Origin of the sequence: Affinundibacterium nitidum (assembly GCF_014284155.1) — a bacterium.
Taxonomy (GTDB): domain Bacteria; phylum Pseudomonadota; class Gammaproteobacteria; order Burkholderiales; family Burkholderiaceae_D; genus Undibacterium; species Undibacterium nitidum.
In genome coordinates, this window is record NZ_JACOFZ010000002.1 from 428,852 (window position 1) to 452,829 (window position 23,978).

Annotated in this window: 19 protein-coding genes; 12 read left to right on the forward strand and 7 right to left on the reverse strand. The window is 44.5% G+C overall.

The window, feature by feature from the left end; translation table 11 throughout:
• The first annotated feature begins 46 nt into the window (after positions 1 to 46).
• The 3 genes from H8K36_RS09325 (at position 47) to H8K36_RS09335 (ending at position 5,464) form a co-directional block, all read left to right on the forward strand.
• Complete coding sequence (locus tag H8K36_RS09325) at positions 47 to 1,129, forward strand: hypothetical protein (protein ID WP_186915930.1); 1,083 nt, start codon at positions 47 to 49, stop codon at positions 1,127 to 1,129.
• Positions 1,130 to 1,546: 417 nt separating this feature from the next.
• On the forward strand, positions 1,547 to 4,888 hold the full coding sequence (locus H8K36_RS09330) for a S8 family serine peptidase (RefSeq protein WP_186915929.1): 3,342 nt from the start codon (positions 1,547 to 1,549) through the stop codon (positions 4,886 to 4,888).
• A 393-nt stretch (positions 4,889 to 5,281) separates the two neighbouring features.
• A complete protein-coding gene (locus H8K36_RS09335; protein ID WP_186915928.1) occupies positions 5,282 to 5,464 on the forward strand; it encodes a hypothetical protein in 183 nt (60 codons plus the stop codon).
• A gap of 44 nt (positions 5,465 to 5,508) precedes the next feature.
• On the opposite strand, the gene H8K36_RS09340 is transcribed toward H8K36_RS09335, so the two are convergent.
• Positions 5,509 to 5,847, reverse strand: a complete 339-nt coding sequence (locus H8K36_RS09340) for a hypothetical protein (RefSeq protein WP_186915927.1) — start codon at positions 5,845 to 5,847, stop codon at positions 5,509 to 5,511.
• Between the two features lie 594 nt (positions 5,848 to 6,441).
• Here H8K36_RS09340 and H8K36_RS09345 point away from each other — a divergent pair.
• The gene (locus H8K36_RS09345; RefSeq protein WP_186915926.1) at positions 6,442 to 7,761 is read left to right on the forward strand and encodes a hypothetical protein; all 1,320 of its coding nucleotides are present in this window, start codon (positions 6,442 to 6,444) and stop codon (positions 7,759 to 7,761) included.
• Between the two features lie 50 nt (positions 7,762 to 7,811).
• Here the strand turns inward: H8K36_RS09345 and H8K36_RS09350 are convergent, their stop codons facing one another.
• The gene (locus H8K36_RS09350; RefSeq protein ID WP_186915925.1) at positions 7,812 to 8,870 is read right to left on the reverse strand and encodes a hypothetical protein; all 1,059 of its coding nucleotides are present in this window, start codon (positions 8,868 to 8,870) and stop codon (positions 7,812 to 7,814) included.
• Between the two features lie 775 nt (positions 8,871 to 9,645).
• Between H8K36_RS09350 and H8K36_RS09355 the strand changes: the two genes are divergently transcribed.
• On the forward strand, positions 9,646 to 9,969 hold the full coding sequence (locus tag H8K36_RS09355) for a hypothetical protein (RefSeq protein WP_186915924.1): 324 nt from the start codon (positions 9,646 to 9,648) through the stop codon (positions 9,967 to 9,969).
• Between the two features lie 828 nt (positions 9,970 to 10,797).
• Positions 10,798 to 11,235: a hypothetical protein gene (locus H8K36_RS09360; protein ID WP_186915923.1), complete on the forward strand. Its 438-nt coding sequence runs from the start codon at positions 10,798 to 10,800 to the stop codon at positions 11,233 to 11,235.
• 223 nt (positions 11,236 to 11,458) lie between these two features.
• Here H8K36_RS09360 and H8K36_RS09365 read toward each other — a convergent pair whose 3' ends face one another.
• The gene (locus H8K36_RS09365) at positions 11,459 to 12,616 is read right to left on the reverse strand and encodes an integrase domain-containing protein (protein ID WP_186915922.1); all 1,158 of its coding nucleotides are present in this window, start codon (positions 12,614 to 12,616) and stop codon (positions 11,459 to 11,461) included.
• A 24-nt stretch (positions 12,617 to 12,640) separates the two neighbouring features.
• On the reverse strand, positions 12,641 to 12,784 hold the full coding sequence (locus H8K36_RS09370) for a hypothetical protein (protein WP_186915921.1): 144 nt from the start codon (positions 12,782 to 12,784) through the stop codon (positions 12,641 to 12,643).
• An 847-nt stretch (positions 12,785 to 13,631) separates the two neighbouring features.
• On the opposite strand from H8K36_RS09370, the gene H8K36_RS09375 reads away from it, so the two are divergent.
• A complete protein-coding gene (locus H8K36_RS09375; protein ID WP_186915920.1) occupies positions 13,632 to 14,651 on the forward strand; it encodes a PRTRC system protein D in 1,020 nt (339 codons plus the stop codon).
• A 29-nt stretch (positions 14,652 to 14,680) separates the two neighbouring features.
• Positions 14,681 to 14,974 carry a hypothetical protein gene (locus tag H8K36_RS09380; RefSeq protein ID WP_186915919.1) on the forward strand — a complete coding sequence of 98 codons (294 nt, stop codon included), beginning with the start codon at positions 14,681 to 14,683 and terminating at the stop codon, positions 14,972 to 14,974.
• Positions 14,975 to 15,403: 429 nt separating this feature from the next.
• Here the strand turns inward: H8K36_RS09380 and H8K36_RS09385 are convergent, their stop codons facing one another.
• Positions 15,404 to 15,649, reverse strand: a complete 246-nt coding sequence (locus H8K36_RS09385; protein ID WP_186915918.1) for a hypothetical protein — start codon at positions 15,647 to 15,649, stop codon at positions 15,404 to 15,406.
• A gap of 94 nt (positions 15,650 to 15,743) precedes the next feature.
• Between H8K36_RS09385 and H8K36_RS09390 the strand changes: the two genes are divergently transcribed.
• The 3 genes from H8K36_RS09390 (at position 15,744) to H8K36_RS09400 (ending at position 20,081) form a co-directional block, all read left to right on the forward strand.
• Positions 15,744 to 16,043 carry a hypothetical protein gene (locus tag H8K36_RS09390; protein WP_186915917.1) on the forward strand — a complete coding sequence of 100 codons (300 nt, stop codon included), beginning with the start codon at positions 15,744 to 15,746 and terminating at the stop codon, positions 16,041 to 16,043.
• Between the two features lie 502 nt (positions 16,044 to 16,545).
• Entirely contained in the window at positions 16,546 to 18,942 is a 2,397-nt protein-coding gene (locus H8K36_RS09395; protein ID WP_230404451.1) for a TonB-dependent receptor, read from the forward strand.
• Positions 18,942 to 20,081, forward strand: coding sequence for a glycerophosphodiester phosphodiesterase (locus H8K36_RS09400; RefSeq protein WP_186915916.1), 1,140 nt, complete (start codon positions 18,942 to 18,944; stop codon positions 20,079 to 20,081). Before H8K36_RS09395 ends, H8K36_RS09400 begins: the two co-directional genes overlap by 1 nt.
• A gap of 305 nt (positions 20,082 to 20,386) precedes the next feature.
• On the opposite strand, the gene H8K36_RS09405 is transcribed toward H8K36_RS09400, so the two are convergent.
• On the reverse strand, positions 20,387 to 21,616 hold the full coding sequence (locus tag H8K36_RS09405; protein ID WP_186915915.1) for an alkaline phosphatase family protein: 1,230 nt from the start codon (positions 21,614 to 21,616) through the stop codon (positions 20,387 to 20,389).
• A gap of 711 nt (positions 21,617 to 22,327) precedes the next feature.
• On the opposite strand from H8K36_RS09405, the gene H8K36_RS09410 reads away from it, so the two are divergent.
• Positions 22,328 to 22,870 carry a sterol desaturase family protein gene (locus H8K36_RS09410; RefSeq protein WP_186915914.1) on the forward strand — a complete coding sequence of 181 codons (543 nt, stop codon included), beginning with the start codon at positions 22,328 to 22,330 and terminating at the stop codon, positions 22,868 to 22,870.
• 23 nt (positions 22,871 to 22,893) lie between these two features.
• Here the strand turns inward: H8K36_RS09410 and H8K36_RS09415 are convergent, their stop codons facing one another.
• Positions 22,894 to 23,934, reverse strand: a complete 1,041-nt coding sequence (locus tag H8K36_RS09415) for a Stealth CR1 domain-containing protein (RefSeq protein ID WP_230404455.1) — start codon at positions 23,932 to 23,934, stop codon at positions 22,894 to 22,896.
• Between the last annotated feature and the right edge of the window lie 44 nt (positions 23,935 to 23,978).

The following is a 23,978-nucleotide window of genomic DNA, read 5'->3' on the forward strand; positions in this document are numbered from 1 at the left end:
GTACCGCTCTAACTAAACCTTGGCCTCAATCGCTTTCATCAAGACTATGCAAACTACAACCACGATCATATCGAGAGATCACCGCGAGCAGTTGAGTCTACAGGAACAAATCGACATTGGTATTTTCCGCAGTCGCAAGCGTCCCGACGAAGAGCATCGATTTATCGTGGCTTGCGATGCGCGACCGCTGTTGGCACTTTTTGATGCAGCAGCACTCGGGAGCCGCGTTTATGAACTAATGACCATCGCTCGTCCAGCCGATATCCTGTCATATCTACATTTAACGATGATTGATGTGGATGAAGGAGTACTGAACTTTGTCAGAAACAGAATCAAAGCAAAGGAGTTCTTCAAAGAGGTTAACTTTGAGAATGGGATTGCCTTCTTAGACTTTGACCAATGCTTTACGCTAATGGAAGACGACAATGAAGACTTCGAAAGAATCTGGCTCTCCCATCGTCGAAGCACCTATTGGAGCAAAAAACTCCTCACCCTCCTCTCGCTAACCAAAGAGGTGCAACAAAGCATTCGACAAATCGATGATTTCTTACTCCAACATGAAATTAAGTTGATCGACCATGGACAACATCATCGCGATCTCATTCCCAAAATCGATCGCCTTTCACTCTTAGAGAATAAAGCCTACAGGAAGTCGACGTTACCGGAGCCACTATTTACGACAATTGCGCAACTCATTCAGCAAGACGATATCAGATCAGTGTCATGTCCATTTACAGACTACCCGTTATGGCGCCTACTAGTTGAAGAACAAATTCGACGCGCACAGAAAAGTGGCCTGCCAGCCAAAGAAGCTTTTTTCTTAAGCGGGCCAGATGGTTACAAAATGAACCTCACTGGCGCAGATACTCGTTACTACCCAAATGAACCTGAGGACTGGGGTGGCATAGTACACGTACCCTATGAAGGAGCAACGGGAGCAGACCTCTTTATCAAACCAGATTGGCACAACTTCCGTAAAGATCAAGCGGGAGAGGATGGCAGTCTATCCAACGCCTTGTTCGGCAAGCCTTGCCGGTACATGTTGTCCGATAAGGATTATGGTGAATTAGGTTGCGCGAGCAGGAGAGAAGTCGGAGATTGGGTTCTTTATCGATGTAATAAAGGCTAACTGGCAAGGTCAATGGTCGAAAATTTTTCTAAAGATCTACCTATCTGATGACTACAGACATTCTTAAGCCTATTTTTAATATGTGCTAGCGCTACCGTGAATATTGTTATGGCGGATCAGTTTGTGGAATTTGATATTTAACACGCAAAAAAAATGCTAATCACATGTAAGAATTATTTTTACATGCAAAACAAATGAAGAATCGTGACAAATCGACGCTGAAGCGTGGCACGAAACTTGCGGATGAGTAGATCCTAATATGGACCGAACATGAATACGATCAAATAAGGTCATCCCCTGAGCGAGTAAATTCATGGGTGGCAGCGACACGCTACACTTTCCGTTAAAACGAAACACACATAGATCTAAATGAAATTTTTAGTTCCAATATGATGTAAAACGCACAGGACAAAATTTATGGGTAACGTAGTTTTCAAAGGCAATTTCTCTTACAACATCAACCGTGTAAGTAACACAGTAACGCTGCACGTCGATGAAATCGACAATAACTCATTGGACACGACAGGTACTCTTCGAGTTGAATTATGGCTGACGACTACCCCTTGGAACCAAAATGGCTCTAATACAGGCTACAAAATTGCCGTTGACCGAATTACAGGCCCATCAAATGGAACGCTCGGGCCGAATCAGTATTTTTCCAATATAACGGCTACTGTTCCATACATTAACTATCCACCAGCGGGAATGTATTTCGTCACGATGGTCGTTGCAGAATACACCGGGACTTCCCCCAACATAGACGATGGTTTTCTTGTTGACTCAGCGCAGACAATGTCCTCATTTATCTTTGTCGCTAGCGATGGAAGCCTAACTCAAAGTAGCAATCAAGCTCCCCAAATTAGTGTTGAATCAAATTCGATATCGGAGGGGGACGCTGGAACAAAAAACTTGGTTTTTAATTTAACTCTGTCACACATTACACCATACGATGTATCTGTCCAAGTCGACACTGGTGGTGAAACTGCCGTCGCTGGGGTTGATTATCAATTAGTGCATCAAACCGTTACCTTTAAGGCAGGAACTAGCACAGCGAGCGTTTCTGTACCGATTATTGGAAACACATCATTCGAGCCGAATCGTGTTTTCGATTTGATCTTAAGCCATCCCGTAAATGCGACGATTTCAGATAACGCCTGGGGTATCATAAAAGACGATGATACGTTGCCGGGGGTGACCTTACCACAAGATAGCGGCTTTCCATTTGAGTGGTATCTACACACGATACGAGCCGAGCTTGCATGGCAATTGGCAACAGGTGCTGGGGTCAAAGTTGGGGTATTTGATCAAGGTATCGATTCAACGAACCCAGACCTTTCAAAGAACGTAAATTTCGGCTTAGGGCGAAACGCCTTTGATTTGAGTACTGGCGGCTCACCTGTCCTTTCTACGGATAGCCATGGGACATGGGTTGCTGGTGTGATAGCTGCGGCGAGGGATGATCAAGGCGAAATTGGTGTTGCATACGATGCTCAATTGGTATCTATCTATACTTCATCCTCAATTTCTGCACGGTACGTTACTGAAATCAAAAATGCGTTTTTATATGCAAAAAATCTCGATGTCCTAAACAATTCTTGGGGATTCGGGAACTTGCTAAACTCCGGAACAAACTGGGCATTCTTAGATAATGCCCAGAGTCCACTATTCCAACCCGCGTTTCAAGCGCTACAAGATTTAGTAACAAATGGTCGCCACGGACTCGGAACTATCGTGGTTCAGTCAGCCGGAAATACCTATTCAGTTGGCGATGACACCAACCTTCATAATTTCCAAAATAGCCGATACATTATTACCGTTGGTGGTACCGACTATTTTGGACATGCTTCGCCTTTCAGCACGAGTGGAGCATCGATATTGGTTTCCGCTCCAGGCGGTGGCGGAGATCGAAATTTTAATAGCATCTTAACGACAGATAGAAGCGGTGCCCTTGGTGGAGGGCCAGATAATTTCGCACTAGTCGACGGAACCTCTTTTTCATCTCCTGTCGTGTCTGGTGTCGTCGCATTGATGTTAGAGGTAAATCCCAATCTGGGATACAGAGACGTCCAACAGATTCTTGCTTACACAGCACACCTAACCGATACGGGAAAAGGGTCCTGGAGCACCAATGGTGCACATGATTGGAATGGCGGAGGACTACATTACAACTCGGTCGAACATTCATCTGGTTTCGGCCAGGTAGATGCACTTGCAGCTGTACGTCTTGCTCAGGGCTGGACCAATACCGCGCAAACCGTAACGAACACCAAAGAAGTAATTGCGAGTCAAACGCTTAACCAAACGATTCCAGACAACGATCGACAAATTGGCGTAAAAGGTTTTATTAACATTACGGAGCCTATGACAGTAGAGCGAGTGGATGTCACGGTCAATATTACCCATCCTTTCGTTGGCGATCTCTCTATTATTTTGACTTCCCCATCTGGTACTTCTAGCTTGTTGCTATGGAGACCTTCTGTCAGCGCCTTGAGCGCTATTGGCTCAAGTCAGGATAATATCCATTTCACTTTCGACACTGTACTTGACTGGGGCGAAAACTCTGTTGGCAACTGGCAATTAGCAGTGTATGACGCAGCGAAAGGAGATATTGGGACGTTCGAAAGTTGGACGATTGACCTAATTGGAAAAGCTGCCAACAAGGATAATACCTTCATATATACAAACGAATATCCATACTTAGTCACATCGGATCCAGCGAGAGCAATGCTCACTGACACCGACGGCGGTATCGATACAATAAATGCAGCTGCGTTAGGCTTAAATAATCGAATCGACCTAAGTAAAGCCACAACATCAATTTTAAATGGCGCCAATCTAACGATCTCTCCAACCACAACGATCGAAGACGCGACCGGTGGAAGTGGAAATGACACATTAATTGCTAACGCTATTGGAAGCGTTTTACGAGGCATGGATGGGAACGATACCCTAGCAGGCAATACGGGAAATGATAAGCTTTTTGGAGGCAAAGGTAACGACTCAATCAATGGTGACGCGGGAATCGATATAGCCGTTTTTAGTGGAAAATTGTCGAACTACAATCTAAACCACCAAGGAAAAACATACTCAGTGGTAGATAAAACTGGCATAGATGGCACTGACACAATTACGAACGTTGAGACTCTCCAATTTTCTGATATGACAGTGAACCTGACAATTCAAGCCATCGCAGCGAATGCGCCGAAAGCAGGCGTTCAACGCCTGATGGAATTGTATGTGGCGTTCTTTAACCGTGTTCCTGATGCAGATGGTATGGCATATTGGATTGGACAATTGGCTGAAGGGAAAACGATCAATCAGATTGCCGACACCTTCTATACCATTGGCGTGCAGTTCTCTAACTTGACTGGTTATAGAGCGAATATGAGCAACGCTGAGTTCATTAACATAGTCTACAAGAACGTTCTTGGTCGAACAGATGGCGCAGATGCTGGCGGGTTGGCTTATTGGACTGGAAAGCTCATCGATGGAACTGCCACTCGTGGGTCACTCGTTTCTACAATCCTCGATGCAGCTCATACTTTTAAAGGCGATACCAATTTTGGATGGGTCGCCAACCTTCTAGATAACAAAATTACGGTGGCTAAAACTTTCGCGATCGATATGGGATTGGGATATATTTCACAAAATGATTCTATTAGTTATGGGATGGCATTGGCTGCAGCTGTCACCCCAACTGATACGACCAATGCATTAAAATTGATTGGAGTATCTCCGTTGGATCTCAACTTAGTTTAGATTTTTTCCTTGTTAGGTTTGTCCATCTTGTTCAAATCACTTGTTCCTTTGCTGGGTAGGTCTATACTGAGCTTACGGGCTGTAAAGATGGCGCATCAGAAGGAGAATGCATTCGGCGTCTTAAAATTCTCCCTTGGGAGAATTCCGGACGCTCGAATATAGCCTTAATTTACAATGCGGCACCTGTGCATCAACGACTAATCACTATTCAACGGCTCAATACCTCGCCCAAGTTTGACGATTTCTTGGCGCCTACAACACACAACGTCCTTTTGTTGAATTAGTGCAAAGGTAAACCCAGCTCCATTAACTATTTTAGGGAGTAGATAGATGAACATCACACTGAATCCCAGAGCATGCGATCAGCTCCGAGCCATAAAAAAGGAGCTCACTATGTCCGAACAAGAGATAGTCCACATTGCGATTCAACGGCTATATAATGAAATTTTTTTAAAGCTAGAACCAGATGATGGGCCACTCTCTGAGGAAGACCTCAAAGCCATACAAGCTAAGGCTGACGAGTATATCAAAGGCCCAGTCGTGTTCGAGCAATTTATGTTCAAAATGCCGGATTGAGTTTTCACTTAAAAATAGGCAATGTCGTACACCGTGCTTTGTAACTAGTCTTTTCTCAGATGTAGAAAGAAGCCAATTCTCAACGCTGATATAGTCCAAACAACAGATAAACTCATCGTCACTTCGCTACGAGCTGAAACGCCGTCGCCTTCAGACTGAATATACAAAGCAACGAGATAAAAGGCTCCACTCGCCAACATCGCTGAGGTGAGTGTTGTCCCAATAATCCACCATATCGATATCGACTGGGTCGACAACTTCTCTTTTCTGACCAGTTCTCTCACAGTCGTCTGCCTTGTGGAAAATAGCCACCTTATTGGTAGCCAATACTCTAGCCACGCCTGCTTAGCGCTAGCAAGAAAATAATGCCAGAACGTCGTCATGGACTTTCCCTAATTTCGGAGACAACTTTTACTTTCCAAATTGTTGTTGTTCGATAGCTAGGAGAAGCCCAAAAGAATTTACCAAGTTCTTTGAGCGTCAACCTTAGAACCATCATGCGACAAAAATCGTCGCACAACACGACTATCCTAACTACTATCCAATGTCTTCTATTTTGAAAAAGTCGGCAGTCTAAACATTGCTACTAACGTTGGAATGGAAGTTGACTTAGGTCCGGCCGACTTTCGAGGAAGAGAGGGAATTTAGAAAGCGTATCCAGCATTGAAAGGGGTAGAAATTGAAACACAACGTATTGATGAATAGAACGAATCTCCCAGATATGTAATATGTATGAATACATGTCTTGCTGCGATATGAGGAGCTAGAAATCTTGATCCTTTGTCTGACATAACGAAATGTGAGTTAATGAATGCCGCACGCTCTTGCCCTCACGGCGGATCCATCGCAAACCCAAATATTTTGAAATTTTATGATTGTAGCTGGATCAGAAATCGAAAAAACCTCTGTCTAATCGGGCTCCTTGACCGTCCTCATATCGATTCACTAGAGGCGACTTCATATAGGAATGATGCATCATGCACAGCGCTCGCAACAGCCGGAAAATACTTCCCAAAACGCCGATACCATTTTTCTCTCCCCTCGTAAAAGCAATCGAATCAATGAAGCAAGAACGGGCAACCGCTTCACATTGGACGAACACTATCAAGAATCTCATACACCAAGGGGTATCAAACGAAGAGATATTCGACTCTGAAATAAATAGCTGGCTTTCGCTATTCTCTGCAGAAAACATCATAATGAAAAGCGATGTCCTAAAACGACTTAACCTGAACGACCGTATTCCTACAATTTGTACGGAGGGAAAAATACGGTATAGACCAAGTGTCGAGTTTGAATCTTGCGACATTAAAATCAAGGGAGCTGCCTTGCCGAAAAAATTAAAACCAAGAGATGGAATCGGCATTATCTGTTTTCGAAATCCGAGTTTTAATTATAAGCTCATGGCTTACACAGTAGTGTCCCCCCTTTTTCCTAGCCCCCAAGTTTGGTTATTGTTAGACGATCGCAATCAGATTGTTAGCGCTAGCCCATCACGTTTGGAGTTCATCTCCGAAGCAGCTGCCATGCTATTTGCGCGTCAGCATGCTTCCGAACGATTTCCTGGGTGCGGGCCTATTGTTAGCCGAAACAAATGGGCTGGGTTTACCCTCCCCGATGCAAAGTCATATTGCGAATATCTATTCGTGTTCCGCCCGGATCAATTCTTTGGTTACGTGACCCATTTCGATGTTCAGAATGTATTTCTTCACCTCAGGACCAGTATTCGATGCGGAGAGAATAATGAAAAAATATTTTTCATCGAGGAACTGCAAAGTGATTGGCACGCCCATGGCAAAATCGTTGGCTACGGAAAAGGTGAAGGTCAAGTTCCAACTGCGCCATTTCAGCGTAGCTGGCATGAGCTTGGCATGCGTCTTGCCTTGTATATAGCATCGTTACAAAACTGTTCAGCGATCGGTTGGACAACAGCTGCACAGCAATGTGCACGTTTCATGACTGCCAAACGCAGCGGCATGGAAAGATTTTACGATAACATCTTACCCAAATATTTTACGAAATTGGCGAAAGAGTGGAGCACACTTCCTTACATCACAACTATTTCGTGCCGATCGATAGGACACTATCTACGCCCAGAAGGGGATCATTGGCGTATTTTCAACGAGGGAAAATTGGTTTCAACAGAAACGTTTGAGTATGCAACAAGAAATTCTCCCGATGAACAGAGCGAATCAAATTTCAAGAAAACGCCGATTCACCGACTTGATTTATCTACCCAAATGAAAAGCGACATTTTGAGGCAAGGCATACCGCTATATGGGACATGGAAAAAATAATGCATAATTAACCGTTATCAAAACACAGATCTTGACGAAGATTGCTTACATCAAGGGGAGGACGAAAATACTAGTCTAACTTTGTTCTCATAGAGGATCCAGTCACCTATTTCAGTCCGAATTGCACATTCAAGTTCGCCAAAATCCTCTTTTGTAAGCATGTAATGCAAGGCACTTGTATATGATGCTTGGTGAAGACTGCCACCTATCCCTGCAAATTCTCGCCGGAAATTGTGCCAATCTGGTTTGATAAAGAGTTCAGAGGAAAACACCCCTTCATCGAGAACATGCACATCCCCCCCCCAATCCGCCGTGCCCCAATCAGTTCCCCCCCCACAACCACTTAAAAAGAGAGCATTAGAAGGTTCTTGACCAAGTGATTGTGCTCGACGCATTTGCTCTTCGACTAAAAAACGCCAAAGTGCATAATCAGTCAATGGGCAAGAAACTGAATTTACCTTATTCTCTTTTACTAGCGAGACAATCGTTTGATATAGGTCTAACGGCAGACTGGTCGTGAGGCTTATCGTATTCTCGCGTTCACTGATGCGCTCGACTTTCACTAAAAAATCTCTACGATGTTTGTGATCGTCAATCAAACTTATTTCATTCTTGAGCAATAAGTCATCTACCAGGCGCAAACGGTGCTGTACTCTCTTTGTTAAATCAAGCAGCGCAAGCAATTTGAGATCCCAAAAATCGCTCTCTCGATGTTCGAGCCAACATCTGCAGAAAAGCGCCGGCCCATCATCATTCGAGCTAAAACAACGATCAAATTCTAGGAACTTCATTCCACCAAGAAATGGCATAACATCGAATCTGGCACGCGGCCCGAAGAAATTTTGAACATGTCTCAATATGCTCGGATCTATGTCTACAAAATCGAGATACAAGTAATGAAATAAATCTGCGGGGCGGGAAATTTTCATTAGTTCATATACTCTGCTACCACAAATTGCTGCGTCAAATAGCGCAGCCAATGGCCGTGCATTCAGACCTAGGACAAACGGACGATTATCGTCATATGGACTGAGTTGAAGGAGCTCTTCTGCCACGAGAGAATTTCGCTCTTCCGCGTTAATCAAGAATTTAGTCGTCATCATTTTCATGCAGGATGAATGCCTACCCTTCTTAGAGCTTTATGTGAAATAATCTGGTGATACTACTTTATGGCATGTTAAACAAGGCCCTTCTTTTTAGCCAACTAAAGCAACTTAGACACTTCATTTAAGAACGCAAGCTTCGCCTCATTCATCACTTTTTTTGAATTGCGTCATCCGAAGTACCAACTAGATGTGCAATAGAATCATCGCAACCAAAAACCGATCCTGTATCAAGTAATCGAGTCTCTCTCTAAAAAACGTGAATGATCAAAGTTCGATCAAGCCCAATCAAATGGACGCGCTAATCAGAAAATTTCAACTTTCGTATTTGCGAATTTGCTGCTGTGATTCAGTGAAAGAATTGTTATGCAAGCTTTGTGGGATCAAGCATCTAGGCAAAGTGCGACACCTTATGTCGCACACGGCAACATGGCTGAAAATGTTTAGAACCTATGCAACATCAATCAAACTATTTACAGAAGGTTTTTAATTGAGGACTAGAAATTAATTCGGTACCAAATTAGGGTGCAGGTCATGGCTTCTAAACGGTCTAAGTTTTCTCTAAACAATTCGGACTGTTGGAATTACAGCCGTAAGTACTCTCAGAACAAACTACAAAAGTTTGTAAGGAGCCCAAATTCGCCGTCCTTTTCGCATCTAGAACGACACATAAATGAGTAACATGGATCAACAAAACGGCCTCGCCATTCACATATGCCATTTATTTTTTTATTGGCGAGGGAAAATACAACTAGATATTAAGTAACTTTGAGAGGCTTAAATGAGGGATCCTATCCGCATGTTTGTGACTATTTGTGAAATTGAAAACCCTAACCTCTATAACAAATTGCTTCCAATTCACAACCGTCAGACGCGGTCAAGAATGCTGAAAAAATTTGCAAGCTTAGGGGTATCGCTTGAGGAGTCAGGGATGGCAATCAACGAATTAATATTGATAACTTCTGAAAAATCTAATGCGAATGTAAGCCCTGACTTAGCACAAACTGTAGAGCAAGAAGAGCCAGGGAATCTATTTCAAGATCATAAAAATATTCCACCACTGTCTATCGATTTGCGTTCGCTAGGTTTCAGCTTTGATTTTTAATGCGGAAAAATAGCGCGAATTTTTCTTATTAGTGAATTGCCAATTAATGGACTTTCTCTAATTCAGCAGGTACTAATTGACAGATTGACAACCAAAAAGTCCACCAAAATGGACTTTGCAATTGTTAAATTGAAAAATTATCGCAATAACAACTCAAAAGTCTACCCGGGTAGACTTTTGAGTTGAGAAATTATTAACTTCTATCTCATTCTCGTCAATTAGACGTAAGCGTTTTGGTGTTGACGCGCATCCAAAATTGACCAGATGAATGCGTGTCATCAGTAAGAAAATCTTTTATTTTTTGATATTCTTCCATTGGACTCCCCTCAATTCACTAGACATTTAATAGGGTCAAAAACAAAAAAGGAGACTCCATGAGAAAAGGTACTGTTGGTTCTACAAAAAGTCCACGGGATGGATTTTGAAATTGACAAAATAACAATTCAAAAGTCCACCAAAATGGACTTTGTAATTGATAAATTAAAAAGTTAACATAAAAACAATCCAAAAGTCCACCCGGGTGGACTTTTGGATTGGTGAATTAACAATAATTATCGTCAATTAGGCGTAAACGTGTTGGCGCACACTCTTTTTTCAGAAGGAGATCCACAGGTTGACATAAGCAGCTTGTGTGAGACGATAGTGTTTCTTCAACGAACAGCCGAGTAGAGAAAATATTGGAATTCGCACAAGAACAAGTAGCGAAATTGGTTAATTTGTTGAAGCAATCAAAACGATGTCTAAGTGATGCTGTATCTCCGTACCTGAACCACAAGCCTAACTATGCAGTTTTACTGGGCAAATTGAGCTTACTTTAGAGGGTTTAATATGAAATCTAAATCGGCTATGTTGATCGATGTTATTCTGAAGATTCCAGGAAAAAAACAGGTCACGGTTATTTCCATTGGTGAAGCGCAGACCTTTGATATTGCCGCAAACGGTGACATTGGCTATGACAAAGAACATGCTTTGGAATTGCGCAGAGCTATTGGTTTGGGTATTTCCTCACCAGTGGGCGCCATTATCGTCCGACAATTCATCCCGAATTCAGAAGAATTGGTGACATTTCCAAATGGAAAGCAGGGAATGATGCCGCGGAAGTCAATCTATGCGATAGCTACAGGAAACGAAAAGTTCGAATTTTTGAGTGCAGAAGATGTGGAGTTGGCGATGACTACAGATTCTGAAACTGGTGAACGTATCGATCCCGAACCGTATGTTATCTATCAAGATATTCAGGCATTTTCCGATGTAACCATGAATTGAAGAAACCTCAGAAGTCTACCCGGGTAGAATTGGTCCTGATGAACCTACCCGAACTCGGTAGGCGTCAACTAAGGTCACAGACTGAAAAGAATGTAGTCATCACAAAAAATAATAAAAAGAGTTCCAGTCCCCCCGGGGGGACTAGAACCTCAACGAACTTTGCCCAGGATTTCGGTTCAACAGCTCAATCACACCATTTGGTCTTTGCCCACCCGCAGATTGCTTATCGCAAGAGATCAATGAATTGCAAACGTTTATAGAGGTAGCTACGAGAACACCCCAATTCTTCGGCAGCTTTCATTTTATTGCCACCGCAGTCTTTTATTTTGGCAAGAATTTCATCGTCCTTAAGATCTTGGGCGGTTTTGACTGCCATGGCTCGATAAGAACCAATGTAAGCATTTGCTTTACTTTCCCTTGAGTGGCCTGCGGCTTCAGTCACAGATTGCCGCGCGAATCTCAGCATGTCTGGCGCTGGTGCTTCGCCACCGCGGACAGGGCTATCTGTTTTTGCGATATGTCTAAAAAGATCATTCAAGTATTGGTGCCTTAGGCCATGCGCAGTGACTCCATATTTTCCCTCTTTCTGAAGACCATGCTTTACTAAGGTGTTATAAAACTTAGCCTTCCACCGTTTTAATGAAAATTCAAGGGGAATCATGGTATTCGATTTTCCATTTACAAATTTCTTTGCGAGTTCTAGTACCTCAATTTGTTTTTCAACATTGTGCATTTCCACTTTTCGCCTTCTTCCGCCTTTCGTTCCATTTTCGATCGTCACGTAATAGGATCCACCTTCCAAGGTTAGAGCATTGAAAGGCCTGAGTAGTAACGCTTCCTCTACCCTTAACCCGAACATAACGATTAGTGATAATTGCATGCCGATTATTACGTTATCTTTCGCAATTTGTTCAATCACCTCCTCAACATTAATTCCGGCGGCTGTCCAAGACTTATCGTCAAACGTGATTCCAGTACGCTTTTTTAGCGTGTTCAAAATTGGGTATTGACTCGACTTCTTTACGACATTCGGACGTTTCGTCCACGATGCCAACGTACCTAAGTACGTAATCTTATTTTCGATTGTTCCTTTCTCTTGCCCCTCATCAATCCATTTCTTAATCAAAAATTCGACGTGCTTTTCTCTTATGCTGTAGACCGAGGTGATCTCAAATTTTGCTTTTATTAATTCTGTAAGCATCGCAAGTAGATTCACGACTCTTGATGATTGGGTCTTAATGCCCAACGGCGCTGCGGAATGCCGTGTGCGACTATACGGTTTACTTAAATTCGCCGAAAACAGAGTATTGAGCTCCTGTTTTATGCCTTTTGGTAAATCCGCATTCGCAACATACGTATGAAATTGCAGCATCAGACTCATTTGATTTTCCTTAAATCGTAATTTTTAAAGGGCGTAGGTATCGTTTACGAACGGCACTTCGTGCGCGCCAGCGTCTTTAGCGAAAAAAGTTGGCTCAATATCTTTGGCTGGCACCAGCAACATTGACGGAAAAATCCGTGTTTCAACCTGCTCTGCTTTTGACCTCATCCAAATTCCTTACCGTGCTGTAGAGAGTATCTAGTGAGTACTAAACCACCTAACTCTGTTGATCTCTAACTCCACTGAAATTCGATTCGAGAAGACTACCTTGCAAATGTCTCACGGTAGTTCGAGAATCGATCTCTTGCACTCACATCTCCTCTCTAGGAAATGCACTGCGACTAAAGAATCAGCCCTGCTACGAAACTTAGGATTGAAGTCTCTGCAACCATTCTGCAAATAGAAACATCCCTATACGCTTTAACACAGGCCGTATACACCTTTCTTTTCAATTTCACACACAGCTTAAGGATTGCCTCCCTTGCCATCTGCCGGACATCTAAAATGAATATAGGAGATGTGCTCGTTGCAAACTCTGTCCATTCATTCTCACCACTTTTTAGTGGTAATCAAAGGTCCCGTTTCTGTCTTGCTTTGTTCTTGCGCTCAATACCTTAAATTGGCCCGAGCACACTAAACTTTTAAACACTTCAAAGCAAATATCTGTCAAGTTTTCGGCCCGCTAATCTCATGCCTTTAGAATCAACGTAGTAGGTATAGACACCACAGCTACTCTCACTGGCTACCTACGACAACAAAGCGTGAAAAAAACAACCGACTAATTTTGGCTATGAGCCAATTCAACGATGCAAGTTTCCTCGCGAAAAAATGAATTCTTGGGATTACGAACTTTAGATTAGCGAAATTTCGTGCTCCAAAAAGTTCATATGAATAGCAATTTCGCGCCCCTTTCGTAAATTCAAATCACTTTTATGTCATTACTATGATTACGACACAACATCGAAAGCACGTTTGTTGGTGTCTTTGAAAAAAACTTTCTAAGATTGGAGAAAAAATGTTAATTCCAGCTGTTGGACTCGATGTAGGATTTGGGTATGTAAAAGTGGCGAAACGATCTCCACAAAATGCCAACCTCACGCAGTTCGAATCTTTCCCCTCCCTCGCGCCACGTCGAATTAGATCAGATGCAAAAATTCATGACCCGAGCGTTATCGAACGGATCTATCACGTCAACGTAAACGGGGTCGAGTTTAGTGTTGGCCCTGATGTAAAACACATCGTTGGCGGCGCGTCAGGTTCCGGCCGCGCGCTCAATGATGATTATCCGAGGACAGTCAATTACGAGGCGCTTTTTCTCGGTGGACTAGCTCTTCTCGAAGCTACGGAGATTGGTGTTCTGGTTATGGGGCTTCCGGTACATACCATTCGCGCGCACAAGGAATTCGTCACAACAAAGTTCTGTGGCGAATTTGAAGTGGCTGACAAAGTAGTTAAAGTCAACCACGTACATGTAATTCCACAACCAATCGGCGCAATCCTCCACTACGGTGAATCCGTCAACCATCGAATTACCATGGAGGACAATTTTCTTGTCAACGATTTTGGCTACGGTACGACTGACTGGGTCACAACTCGAGGCATGAAGACCATCGAAAGCCGCAGTGGCGGAACACCTATTGGTGGGTCAACGATTCTTAAGTCAATCGCAGACCTGATATCGCAAGACATCGGTAAGAAATATGATGAGATTGAGCGCATCGATGATGCAATCATCTACCAAAAAGATCTAAAAATTTTTGGCTATACCTACACACCGACCGATCTGAAAGCTTACTTGAAAAGCTCAAAATATATCGCTGACGATTGCGCGAATAAAATCAAATCTTCCGTAGGAGATGGCAGTGACCTTAACTGCATTTTAAATGTCGGTGGTGGTTCACTTTATTTCGGCGAAAGTATCGAAGAAGTGTTTGGGGGAGTGAAAATCGAAACCTTAGCAAACCCTCGTTTTTGCGTTGCTTCTGGCTTACTCGAGTACGGTGAATCACAAATGCGAAAACAAAATATGACTTAACCAAATTTTCTAAATAAAAGGTTTAAGTAATGGTTAAAGAGCTCAATTTGCGACTCAAAATTGTTGAAGAAGACTATCCCTTGCTTTATCAATTTTTAGTTTCTGAAACCAACCAGATGCGCAGAACGCGAAAACTTTACACGCTCGCAGAAAATGCGTTACGAACACTACCTCAAGGAGAAGGAATAGCTGTAAAAATAAACACAAGGAACATACCAATCATCCCTCAACATGATCCGACACAACCAGAGACTTCGACGGTAACCGAAAGTGATCGACCGAAGCGAGGGTCATTTGCGGATTCATTTCAATTTGATGAGTAAAGGGCTATGTGCGATACAGAATGATGAGGAAACTTATTGCGATGTGTCGCCTCAGTCTAAATTCCACCCATTCGTCATATACGCAAATAAACAGGGTTCTTAACTACTATGTCGATGAAGATCAAATAGAGTACGCAGCGCGATGTAAGTTATTTTTCTCTTCTAAAGGCATCGATGTACTGAATGCCTTTGAAGTGACTAGAAGCGAACCGACATCTCCCCACATAAAAAACAAGAGGATCATTTTTTTCTCAACAATTCTGTGCTCGTCTTTCAAGCAGCAAGAAATTTTCGTTCATTTGACACGAGATCGATTTGTGAAAAACTAAGCCTGTCAGATCGCAAAATAAAATGTGTACGCGACCTCGACATTTACATAGTCAACACGAATTAATCTTTATATTGGAGAATCAAATGCTCGACCTACTACTAAGACAAATCATCGTTTTTTCCTCTATCTTCTTTGTCGTTTTCGTCTTCTATCGGATCATGAGCGCGCCCCAACGCCGCTGGATGTCGTATCCAACGCTTGAAGAGTATTGGAAACAAAATCCCACTTGCAAAACTGCCCGGGGCACTAAGTGTCACTACTGTCACTCCGGACATATCCGACAGTTTGGTGTGACAGATAACCGCGATAATCGACGAATTCATTTCTGCAATCAATGCAATCACGGTCTCTATAGAAGCTAACTACAAAAAGAAAGCGAACTCATGTTCGCTTTCTTAGGGCACTTAACTAGTAAATGAAAATATGAAAGGATCAAAAATGCTAAGCATGCTTATTCGAGAAGTCGACATCGTCATCCAAGACGCTAAGCTATCGATCATAGTGGCCATCGGATGCCTAGGGGCAGCCTGTTTTAACGCAATCCAGTTTGACCAAGATACCGGTCTATCTCATGAACTACGGGCACTCCAATGCATCGTCATCGCTAGCGGCCTTTTGGTGGGTAGTACGATTAAAAACACCACAGCAAAAGGACAACACGCTAGAAAGGTTTGGGGATTTGGTAGCATCCTCATCGCGATGCTCATTAGTGCATCGAAAATCTTCCTACCTAGCTAGCGAAACATCTCCAAGGTCGGCTGACACATCACTGTTAGCCGACTTGACTTTTCTTTAGGCCGCCCTGTCCCTTCGATCTTCTGATTCTCCCTGAGCGCGCCTCAATGGACCTAACTCGATAAAACGCGATCTAACCAGAGCCTTTTCTTTCAATCACATGACTTCGACACTTGGTGGCTTCTCTTCCTCATAATAATATCGAGGCCATAGTCGATGTTTTCATCTCAAGTGATCGAGCATAGTCGTCAATAGGCTGACGCACTGTCCACTATTTGAAACCACGTTCTTCACTAAAACAATATCATCGCCATCGACACCATTTCGTCATCAAAATAGGCCGCTCAACACAAACTCAGTGGCACCAATCTCGGTTCAAAGAACAACACCTCCTTTCCCTATCGGTGACGTCACCGTTGTGTCATACACGTCAATTAGACTTCGCGACGTTGACTGAAATTACTTCTTTTCGATATCCAACTCTCTTTCTTTGATGGGATTTTCTATGCGCAAGCTTTTTATCAAACCACGAACATCAAGTATGATCGTTTTCGCCGCCTCCGCTCTGTGTTTGATACAAGCGAATAGCGCATTGGCTCAGGACGTCGCTGCTACGGTCACCGCGCCAGAGGGCGCCGCTAATGCGGATCAAGCGTCGGTCAATACCGTGGAAATTTCCTCTAAAAAAACACGCTCGATCGTCGCCATGGGTTCCACTGAAATTCAAAAAATCCTGCCAGGTGTCAATCCATTAAAAGCATTGCAAACCCTGCCTGGTGTCTCTTTCCAAACTGCCGACCCATGGGGTAACAACGAACAGAATTTATTGTTGTTCGTACACGGCTTTAATGGTCAACAGTTAGGCTACACCATGGACGGTGTACCGCTCGGCGATCAACAGTATGGCAACTACAATGGTTTAGCGCCGCATCGTGCTGTGACCAGTGAAAACGTGCGTCGCGTAGTATTAGCGACAGGCGCTGGTGATCTCGGTACAGCATCCACCAGCAATCTTGGCGGCGCGATCGAGACCTATTCAAGTGATCCGATGGCAGAACGCAACTTCAATGTGCAGCAGACGGTGGGGAGTCACAGCGCTTCCCGCACATTCGTGCGTTTTGATACGGGCGACCTTGGCAATGGAAATAGTGCCTATATCTCAGTTCTCCATCATAAGGCGAAGGCCTGGGACTTTGATGGCCGTCAAAGTAATGACCAAGTGAACGCCAAGTTCATCCACAATTCCGAATCCGGCAAGTTCACGGCTTTCGCTGATTGGTCCGACAAGACGGAACCAAATGAAGACAGTATTTTGCACCGCGCTGATCTCGTGTCACCGTACACACGCCCATTTTTGTATCCAGACTTCGCCGCAGCATTAAAATATCTGAGTGCGACTGGCGCGCCACCAGCCTCCGTGGGACCCAATTTTCAGAACTACTATAGTGACGCACAGCGCACCGACAAACTCGCTTACATTAAGTACGAAGCGTTCCTAGGCGATAATTTGACATGGTCGAATCAATATTACTACCATCACAATGATGGTGTCGGTGTCGTCGCAGGACCCATCAATCAAGCAGGATTGCCTGGTTTGTTCGCTGTGTATTATCCAAATCAAAATTTGAAACAGTTGTTTGGCAATTCCGGTTACGCCACACGTACCACTGAATACAACATCAACCGCGATGGTTTCATTTCTACACTGCGTTTGGAATTAGGCGATCATGCGATCGAAGCGGGCGCGTGGTATGAGCATAATCGCTCAGGAACCTTTCGTCGTTGGTATGCGTTTGATGTGAATAATCCAAGTTCACCGTACACACGTCCTGGCAATTTGGCTCAGCCTATCATTACCCAGTATGCCAGTAAGATTGATAACGAGGTCATCCAATTCCATGTGCAAGATGATTGGAAACTACGGTCAGACTTAAGCCTCCAAGCCGGTTTTAAATCGAGCCTGCAATTTGCGAAAGGTACCTTCCCTATCCAACAATTGCCCGCAGCGATTGGCAGCGGATCAACTGGTTTGCCAGAAGGCGAAATTGATACCAAGAAGTGGTTCTTACCACAAATTGGTGTGCGTTGGGATGTTTCCTCGAACGATCAAGTTTTCGCGAACATTCAAAAAAATATGCGCCAATTTGTGACCTATGGTGCAGGTGGCCTTTCCCCTTGGAGTTTGGCCAGCCAGCCAGCGTTCAAACTCTTTGCAGACACTGCCAAGCCAGAAACCTCGCTGATTTACGAATTGGGATTACGTGACAATCGCCAACTAGATATGGGCCCGCTCACTAGTTTTGAAGGCCAAATCAGTCTCTATCATGTCGACTTCAGCAATCGTTTGTTAGCGATTAGTTCCAACCCGATCATTACATCCTTTGTCGGCGGCACGACCCTCTTGGCCAACGTTGGTAGCGTTAAAACGGATGGTATTGATATTGCTAGCACGCTGCATTTTGGCCGCGATTTTTCTTTCTACAATGCCTTGTCGTTCAATAGCTCGAAATATCAAAACAATTACACGTCCGGTACGAGCTTGGTACTCACTGCAGACAAGTCGATTCCAGGTTCGCCTGAATGGATGAACAAGTTTGTCGCGACCGCGAATTTTGGTGACACGGAAGTACAATTGTCCGGGGATTATGTGGGTCGCCGCTATGCAACTTACACGAACGACATGTCCATTCCGAGTTACTTCTTACTCGGTTTGACGGTGACTGGAAAATTGCCAGCGCCAGCGAGCTTTGTTAAAAATTTACGTTGGACCTTGGCGCTGACCAATGTGGCAGATCGCAAAGGGATTTTGCAAATCAATGGTAGCTATGTCGCGAGTGGTAGTTATGCAAGCTATTCAATCCCGCCGCGCCAAGGTTTCCTGACATTGAAGGCAGACTTCTAATGGCAGCCGTTCTGCTCTCGCAGCGTTCACAAGGGCGCCGCCGCTTCCTTAAAGCCACCGCCGCAGGCGCTTTAATGGCAGCGGCACCGAGTTTTGCGCAAGGTAAAGTGAACCGATTAAACGCCAATACCAAGCCACTTTTGCTTGCACACCGAGGCGCTAGCGCCGTACGTCCAGAACATACGCTCGCCGCGTATGCCAAGGCCATCGCCGATGGTGCCGATTATGTCGAACCAGACTTAGTCATGACAAAAGACGGGGTTTTAGTCGCGCGTCATGAGAATTATTTGTCTGAAACCACCGACGTTGGCACTCGGCCGGAGTTTGCCAATCGGCGCACCGTTAAAACCATCGATGGTGAAACGCATGATGGGTGGTTTGTCGACGACTTCACCTTCGCCGAACTCAAACAGCTGCGCGCTGTAGAACGATTGGCGACGATTCGCTCCGCCAATTGCGCCTACAACGGTCAATTTCAGATTCCCTCGCTCGAAGAAATTATTGATTTTGTCGCAGCCGAATCCGCTACACGTGGACGTGTCATTGGCATTATTCCAGAACTAAAAAGTTCGACTTACTTTGCCAGCGTTGGTTTGCCGATGGAAGACGCATTTGTATCGACTCTATTGGCACACGAATATAGCCGACGCGCGCCGATCGAAATCCAATCGTTCGAAGTGGCGAATTTGAAATACCTGCGCAAAAAGCTTGGTCGTCCCAAGAATATGACCTTAATGCAATTGGTGTTGAACACGCCAGAAAGGCCAAGTGACGTTGCTGCAGCCAATGGTCGCACAACGTTTGCCCACATGATAACCCCCGCAGGGATGCGCGAGATCGCTCAGTATGCCGACGTCATCGCGCCACCGACGCGCGCTGTGATCCCATTGGGCAAAGACCAACGCCTGACAGCACCGACGTCGCTAGTCACCGATGCCCATCAAGCGGGACTACTTGTCCATGTATGGACCTTCCGTCCTGAAAACATTTTTCTTGCAGCAGATTTCCGCAACGATGCGGGCATGCATGCACGCAATGAAGCGGGCTCGATTGCAGAGATGAAGCGCTACATCGAGACTGGTATTGATGGGTTTTTCAGCGATGATTCAGCATTAGGACGCCTTGCCATTGATACCTAACCCAATGAGAATCGAGTGGCCCCTTCTTTCACGGCTCACCCGATTTTCCTTTTCACCTGCTCAGCAAAGTTCAGCCTTGAAACAGGGCTGAACTTCGACGTTTTCATACCTCTCAAACGTTAAATAGAAACAGACTGGTATCTTCTGCTCTGATTGGGGAGCGTGTTCCAACGGAACTCTCCCATCTTGATGACGCCACAAAGCTCGTCTATTGGAAAGAGAGCATCCGCTCGCTACAACTGAGCAGCGCTCTCTTGTGGGGGAACTGTCCATCGATAGACAGAATACTTCGTCTGTATTAACTCTTAAAAACTCGCGGTCAAGGTCACACCGCTAAAGCTAGCATAGGCATTCACTAAAACATAGTAGGTGCCTGCCGCTGGCGAAGTGATAGAAATGGTCTCCACCGACGTCGACCCATCCGACTTTTTCAAATAAGAAGTAGTCGACGGCGCCGTTCCCAATTGAGCGTAGATATCTGCATCACCTGTCCCGCCAGTAGTTTTGATTGTCAAACTGCTGCGCCCTGCTGGGACGGTAATTTGATAAAGATTGCTGCTGCCTTTTGTCAATGCAACTCCCGTCACTGGCACACCGTTAGTCAACGGTGTTGCACTCGGTGGGCTGACGGTCCCCCATGGATCAACTATCGCAGAAGCAGAAGCAGCGTTGCCAATAGGTGAGAGACCATACATATCTTCTAGGGTACGCAGGACGCTGTAGTGGTTGATATTGGTGCTATACACTGCTGGGCTAATTTTCGCGCCAACGAAAATAGTCGAAATGTGATTGGCTACTTGGAAATCATCCTCATCCCACGTCAGTATCAGAAGACTGTTATGTGTTTTTGCCCACTGCACATAGGCGTCGAGCTTGGTCTTTAACCATGTGTCACCCGTATTGGTTGGGCAATCGTGGTTGTCGTTACACAGATTAGGAATCACAAAGGACACCGTGGGTAACTTCGTAAAGTCGCTAGGGAAAGCGGTGAATGGCTGATTGCTCGCCGCTGGTACATTGCTAAAATTGACCCACGGATTATGTTTGCGGGCATATTTTGCAACACTACATCCGGTATACCCAACGCTTGGCATATCTTCTGAGTAACCTGCAAAAGTAAAACCAGCACCAATGAGTTGGCTTGCTAAGTTGGCTTTAGAAAAACTCTTTGGACAGCTATCATCAGTGACCCCTTGGGTCGAACCAGAAAATAGACCAATATAGTTTGGTTGGCTTGGATGAGTGATGCCATGCGAATTGGAAAAATAGGCGCCTGCTTTGGCTAAAGAGTTGATATAGGGAGCATTCGCATTTCCAATCACTTGATCGGCACTTTGATTTTCCATGATGACGATCACCACATGGTCATACCGTGGAATGGTCTGCGCTTGGGCAGTCACCCATGTTGTTGCCACGATGGCCGTGGCACTTAGCACTGTTTTTACTAAGTGGCGGCACATTGTGGGCAAGTCTCGTAGCCCCAAAGTTTGGTTGGCCAGTAGGTGCGCTTGAAGTCTATGTAATTTCGTCAGCATTTTCCCATTTCCTTATATGTTGTTGGATTATTGGTGATCGCACACCTCGAACTCTTGTGCCAGATACTGCTTGAGTACGACTTGGCGATCTGAACCATTATCCGATGGGAATATTAAAATTTCATGACTTTTATTATTTTATTTATGATATTTATCCTGAGAAATCTGGTGGACTTTTCTGATTAAAAGAGAGTGAAGGTACTCATGTAACTTTTCGCTACGGACATCTTAAGCTTCAGTGGACTACGAATCGTCTTAGGAACGTTAAAACACCCTTCTGATCGTTAAAAGTAGGTTCATCGGACTTCCCCACATTTAGCGAACGGTTAATCATGTCAAAACTAAAAAGGTTGACGCGATGAAAAAAGTGCTCACGATCCGTCCAAAAGTCTACCCGGGTAGACTTCGTCGGTCGAAAAAGCATTGAAGTTTGCGATTAGTAGGCTTCCTGCCCCCTGTTCCGGTCAAGTTCAAAAAATGTTTCTCTACCCTAATGTGCGGTAGGAACCACGATAGGCGGTTGGATCGGTTCCAAAATCGAGACTGCTATTTACAACACTGGAGAAAATGCAGTGCCCAAAACGCTAAATAGAGTGAAACCAAAATTTTTAATTGAACTTGAAAATCAAAAGTACGACAACGCACAGATTGGCGTACCGCTCTTACCTAATCATTGAAGAGACAAAAAAGAAAATCGAGAGCACCGAAGAAATGAAAATTTATATTCCGACAAATAGCAAGCTTATGTATATCGCCGATCTTCTCTTTTATGGCATAACAATTTTGGTACTCTCGGTATTTCTACTATTTGCTGCTCCACGAAATCAAGCGCTAGGGCTATCTCTTCTGATTTTATGCGGTTTGCTTTCATGGACTGGTTTGGAGTATCTCATTCACCGTTTTATCTTGCACGGGGTGCTGCCGTTCGAACGCTGGCATCAAGAACATCATCGGTTTCCATCCGCATTGATACGAACACCGACGATTCTGAGTGCGAGTTTGATCTTACTATTAGTATTTTTCCCAATATCATTGTTTAGTGAGAATGTGTGGCAAGCCTGCGCCTTGACTTTAGGTTTGCTTGCTGGTTACTTCACCTACTCAATGACACATCATGCAATCCATCACTGGCATGCGAATAGCACTTGGCTCAAGCGCCGCCAAGAATGGCATGGCTTGCATCATGATCTAGATGAGCCTAGGCGCTATGGTGTAACAAGTGAATTTTGGGACTGGATTTTTCGTAGTCGCTAACTGAACCTTTTGTTCAGCATATATTATTGTGATCCGACCGCCTTAGACTCCCTAACGCCGATGGACGATGAAGCCGTTGAGTGACGGAATAGCAATTCAAACTTCGACGGCTCAGGCAATAATTTTTTTAGCGTCTGGGCGACTCTGAGTAAACGAAAATCGTTTTCTGACGCGTCATCACAGGTATCGTTGATACAAAAAAACGGTAGCTCGCCGAATTGCGCAAGCAGCGCATCGAACTGTAGTTTGGCCTCGTTGCCTCCCGTATTAATATGCAAGGGATCTAACACTATTTGTTGGGCGACGCCGATCTCTACCATCCAGCGCGGAACCAGATCAGGGACAATCGCTGGCGATCGCCATGTACGGAATGTTGTGGAACGCACCTGTGCGAACAATTCTGGTGCAATTTTCTCAAGCTCAAACATCACGCTCCTGAGCATAGGACGGGGGGAATGCGAATACACGCGTGGATCATGACGGTAGGTCGGATAGCGCTGCGACAGCCAAGTCTTCGATAGTATCGATGCATTAACCAATGCAGACTCCTGGGGCTGTAGGGCTTCGTAGTCTGGTATCGAATTAATCTCAGAAAAGATTCTGAGACAGTCACCAAACCACCAATCGGGATCAACATTTGCACCGAAAAAAACATCATCGTTGAGATAAATGAATTTTTCCGACAGGCCGGGGATATGGTGCAGGTAAGATTCGATATGGCCTGAGTCAAACACCGGCCCTAGTGTATTCCGAATCAAATCTCGATGGTCAATAATCGTGATATCGTCCGACGCGCGTAGCCAAGATGGAGTCTGATTGTCGCTAACGATATAGACATGGCCGTGGTCAGGGAAAAATTTTTCCAGTGCTCTTAGGTTAAAGAGCAGTTCTCCATTGTCGCGATATCTGCCAGCTGTGTTTCCGTGCGCAGCCAACTCATGCGGATTTTCGATTACCCATTGAGCATATTCTTTCTCACGTTTTATTTGCCACATCGGATCAGTACCATCTACCCATAGATAGACAATATCAATTTTTTCCACAACCTTTTGTTCGTCGTTCATTAGGCCAGCCATTCTTCTATCAGTATTGTTTTGTGTGGTGCATG

Coding starts and splice junctions, on each gene's coding strand:
- H8K36_RS09365 (WP_186915922.1), bottom strand. CDS start 12,616: ATGAGTCTGATGCTGCAATTTCATACGTATGTTGCGAATGCGGATTTA.
- H8K36_RS09330 (WP_186915929.1), top strand. CDS start 1,547: ATGGGTAACGTAGTTTTCAAAGGCAATTTCTCTTACAACATCAACCGT.
- H8K36_RS09380 (WP_186915919.1), top strand. CDS start 14,681: ATGGTTAAAGAGCTCAATTTGCGACTCAAAATTGTTGAAGAAGACTAT.
- H8K36_RS09325 (WP_186915930.1), top strand. CDS start 47: ATGCAAACTACAACCACGATCATATCGAGAGATCACCGCGAGCAGTTG.
- H8K36_RS09335 (WP_186915928.1), top strand. CDS start 5,282: ATGTCCGAACAAGAGATAGTCCACATTGCGATTCAACGGCTATATAAT.
- H8K36_RS09410 (WP_186915914.1), top strand. CDS start 22,328: ATGAAAATTTATATTCCGACAAATAGCAAGCTTATGTATATCGCCGAT.
- H8K36_RS09360 (WP_186915923.1), top strand. CDS start 10,798: ATGAAATCTAAATCGGCTATGTTGATCGATGTTATTCTGAAGATTCCA.
- H8K36_RS09375 (WP_186915920.1), top strand. CDS start 13,632: ATGTTAATTCCAGCTGTTGGACTCGATGTAGGATTTGGGTATGTAAAA.
- H8K36_RS09355 (WP_186915924.1), top strand. CDS start 9,646: ATGAGGGATCCTATCCGCATGTTTGTGACTATTTGTGAAATTGAAAAC.
- H8K36_RS09345 (WP_186915926.1), top strand. CDS start 6,442: ATGCACAGCGCTCGCAACAGCCGGAAAATACTTCCCAAAACGCCGATA.
- H8K36_RS09400 (WP_186915916.1), top strand. CDS start 18,942: ATGGCAGCCGTTCTGCTCTCGCAGCGTTCACAAGGGCGCCGCCGCTTC.
- H8K36_RS09405 (WP_186915915.1), bottom strand. CDS start 21,616: ATGCTGACGAAATTACATAGACTTCAAGCGCACCTACTGGCCAACCAA.
- H8K36_RS09390 (WP_186915917.1), top strand. CDS start 15,744: ATGCTAAGCATGCTTATTCGAGAAGTCGACATCGTCATCCAAGACGCT.
- H8K36_RS09415 (WP_230404455.1), bottom strand. CDS start 23,934: ATGAACGACGAACAAAAGGTTGTGGAAAAAATTGATATTGTCTATCTA.
- H8K36_RS09350 (WP_186915925.1), bottom strand. CDS start 8,870: ATGAAAATGATGACGACTAAATTCTTGATTAACGCGGAAGAGCGAAAT.
- H8K36_RS09395 (WP_230404451.1), top strand. CDS start 16,546: ATGCGCAAGCTTTTTATCAAACCACGAACATCAAGTATGATCGTTTTC.
- H8K36_RS09370 (WP_186915921.1), bottom strand. CDS start 12,784: ATGAGGTCAAAAGCAGAGCAGGTTGAAACACGGATTTTTCCGTCAATG.
- H8K36_RS09340 (WP_186915927.1), bottom strand. CDS start 5,847: ATGACGACGTTCTGGCATTATTTTCTTGCTAGCGCTAAGCAGGCGTGG.